At 38.0% G+C, this 2,729-nt stretch carries 5 protein-coding genes and 1 pseudogene; 4 read left to right on the forward strand and 2 right to left on the reverse strand.

All coding sequences use genetic code 11. The features are described 5' to 3' along the window. On the reverse strand, positions 1–289 hold a 289-nt coding region (locus tag G4P69_RS35930), incomplete at its 3' end, for a PRC-barrel domain-containing protein (protein WP_208354694.1). 19 nt (positions 290–308) lie between these two features. Next, a complete protein-coding gene (locus G4P69_RS35935; RefSeq protein ID WP_208354695.1) occupies positions 309–506 on the reverse strand; it encodes a hypothetical protein in 198 nt (65 codons plus the stop codon). A gap of 698 nt (positions 507–1,204) precedes the next feature. Here G4P69_RS35935 and G4P69_RS35940 point away from each other — a divergent pair. From G4P69_RS35940 to G4P69_RS39760, 4 genes and pseudogenes are all read left to right on the forward strand, one after another. Then, positions 1,205–1,525: a hypothetical protein gene (locus G4P69_RS35940; RefSeq protein ID WP_208354696.1), complete on the forward strand. Its 321-nt coding sequence runs from the start codon at positions 1,205–1,207 to the stop codon at positions 1,523–1,525. Positions 1,526–1,670: 145 nt separating this feature from the next. Continuing rightward, the gene (locus G4P69_RS35945; RefSeq protein ID WP_208354697.1) at positions 1,671–2,072 is read left to right on the forward strand and encodes a fasciclin domain-containing protein; all 402 of its coding nucleotides are present in this window, start codon (positions 1,671–1,673) and stop codon (positions 2,070–2,072) included. 136 nt (positions 2,073–2,208) lie between these two features. Further along, positions 2,209–2,391, forward strand: coding sequence for an NblA/ycf18 family protein (locus G4P69_RS35950; protein ID WP_208354698.1), 183 nt, complete (start codon positions 2,209–2,211; stop codon positions 2,389–2,391). A gap of 128 nt (positions 2,392–2,519) precedes the next feature. Further along, positions 2,520–2,729: pseudogene (locus tag G4P69_RS39760) on the forward strand (allophycocyanin); the annotation flags it as partial.

A 2,729-nucleotide genomic window follows, 5' to 3' on the forward strand; every position in this document is an offset into this window, starting at 1 on the left:
TTGTTCCTAGAAGCACATTATTTTGAGACAAGATCTCTTGAATTGCAGGAATAGTACGTGATGCGACCACAGATTTATTCGAGTGAACCACGATTGCATCTAACCCAATTGCTTGCACGTCTTGCAACGCAATCACTTTTGCGTCCCGAAATAGTTTTTTTTCTTCAACTAGGAAACCTAAAACTTGATTACGTTTGTGATCAAAAATCAAATCTCTAATTCGCTCAATTTTCTTACCTGTGTTGTAAGTAACAACAACTTTACCGATGACATCATTACCTTTACGCATTTTATTACTTGTAAGTGCCTTATTGATGAGTTTGCTCAATACTTTGTTCATTGGTTGGATAACTTTGAAGCTCAAAGTTGCGTCTGTCTCGATCAAAACCGGGAACAATATGAATTACACCAAAGTACTCAAGGAGGACACCGGCTATGGCGACAAAGGTGATGAAAACAGTGATGTTTTCTCCAGTATGAGAACGCTTTCCTACAAGCCTAGGCATTTCGTTACCTCTTAATTTCTTTTTATAGAAAGTAAATATGTTTGGAAAATGATTCTTATGAATCTTATCTAACTGTTGATTCAAACAAGGATTTTTTCATCTATCTTTGTATCCATATTTTGAAAAATAAATACTGTTAATCTTCTCAAAACAACTATAATTAATCTCTTAATCAGATTTTTGAGTGTTCACTTTCCCTTTAAGGAGTACCAATTTTCTAGATACCACCACACCATTTGCAACACGACACGATTTTCAAGAATAAGTTATAATTAATTTAGAAGAAAAATCTCAATGAGATAGCTCCAATTCTACATGATTCAGCATGAATTTTGACTTCCAAATTCTTGATTAAATAAATTGTAGATTTAACGACAAATTAGCGCCATTATATGGAATAAAAGATAGGTGTGTCAGTACAAAGGAAATAACAAAATGCGAGCTTTATTCAAAAAAACGAATCAATTACTGAGTCACACTATAATTGATAAAAACCCAGAAAATATAACTACATATACCTGGCCGTCTATGTGGAGTCGGCATAATTGCCCTTGCTGCTCATACGTTTTACTCCGTCATGTGCGTTTAAGCGGTATTTACTGGCGTTGTAGCCATTGCTATCAAGAAATGCCAGTTTTAGATATGTCTAAGTACATAACTACATCCATATACAATCTAGCAAATTAGCCAGAAAATTAATGCTCGACTTTAACACCTTAACTGAATTCTCAAGCACTTACTGTATTGGGATTTGTGCCTTTTTAATTCCAGCCAACCTAGTCGCTACCGCATCAACAATAATTTTTACACTGTTGGGTCGTCCGACTATTACAATCTGGCAGACGGCTGGAATTGCTAGTGTCTTTGCTTTGTTGATGATACTGCACGTATTCGCTTGGTTTACGGTGGGAGTCGTTATGGCTCCCACATACATTTTATTGGCGTTAGGAAGCATTTGTCTGTTAGCTAATTTAGGAGTAGTTCTTTCAAACAAACGCCTTATAAACACGTATAACTAATGACTTGACTTGCTGTATCTTTAGAATGTTTTAGTAGAACCTATACAAACTATACGTTTTAAAAGATTTCTCGAACATGATTTCTAACAGCGAGGTGTCATGCTGAAACTTGTTAGCAGATTACACACTCACTAGGTGAAATTAAATGGCTGATATTGTTGATACTGCTGTTCAAGCTGGTTCTTTCAGTACGCTAGTGGCTGCGGTCAAGGCTGCTGGTTTAGTGGATACTCTTAAAGCAAAGGGTCCTTTCACCCTTTTCGCTCCTAACGATGAAGCGTTTGCTAAGCTCCCCAAAGGTACAGTAGACGCACTGCTTAAGGACATTCCAAAGCTCAAAAAAATCCTGACCTATCATGTTGTTTCCGGCAAAGTGTTGGCGGCTGACGTGGTTAAACTAAAGTCAGCTAAAACGGTTGAAGGTGAAGATGTAAAAATTGACGCTTCTCATGGTGTCAAGATAAATGACGCCACAGTTACAACACCAGATGTTGCTGCTGATAATGGTGTTATCCACATCATCGACACAGTGTTGATCCCTGCATAACCAAACGTAAGAATAGCCCTGGCTATCCGTGGGACAGTTACTATAGGTAGTTTCTGCCCCACGGCAGTTTTTCAGGTTTGATTCTTTCTCAATAAAAAACCTGTATTAACGCCATACAGAAAAAGGATAATAACCCATGCTTCCAACACTTAAACGTCAAGACTTTGAATTGACTATGGAACAACAGTTTAGGCTGGTACGTTATACCCAGCAAGTTGAGGAAATTCCCCCAGAAAAGTTACGGGCAATCCTGTTGGAAATTCTCCGTCAATTGATGATTAAAAATAATTTGCTCCGAGCGTTAGTGAGAAAGCCATAAGCAATTGCAAATGTGGGTGTGGTAGAGCAGGACTTACCAAAGAAAACTCACAATGTTCCCTGATATAGCTGGTTCAAACTGCAGATATTTTAACCCTTTCAAATAGATTTAATTTCAGGAGTTTGTTAATGAGTATTATTACGAAGATGATTCTGAATGCAGATGCCGAGATTAGGTATCTCACCCCTGGAGAACTAGACCAGATCAATATGTTTGTCAAAAGCAGTGAGCGTCGTCTAAGCCTTGTGCAAACTTTAACCGGGAGCCATGATCGCATTGTTAAACAAGCTGCAAACGAACTGTTCCAAACACGTCCAAAACTTGTTTCTCCAGGTGGC

Source organism: Aetokthonos hydrillicola CCALA 1050 (assembly GCF_017591665.1).
GTDB classification, from domain to species: Bacteria; Cyanobacteriota; Cyanobacteriia; order Cyanobacteriales; family Nostocaceae; genus Aetokthonos; species Aetokthonos hydrillicola.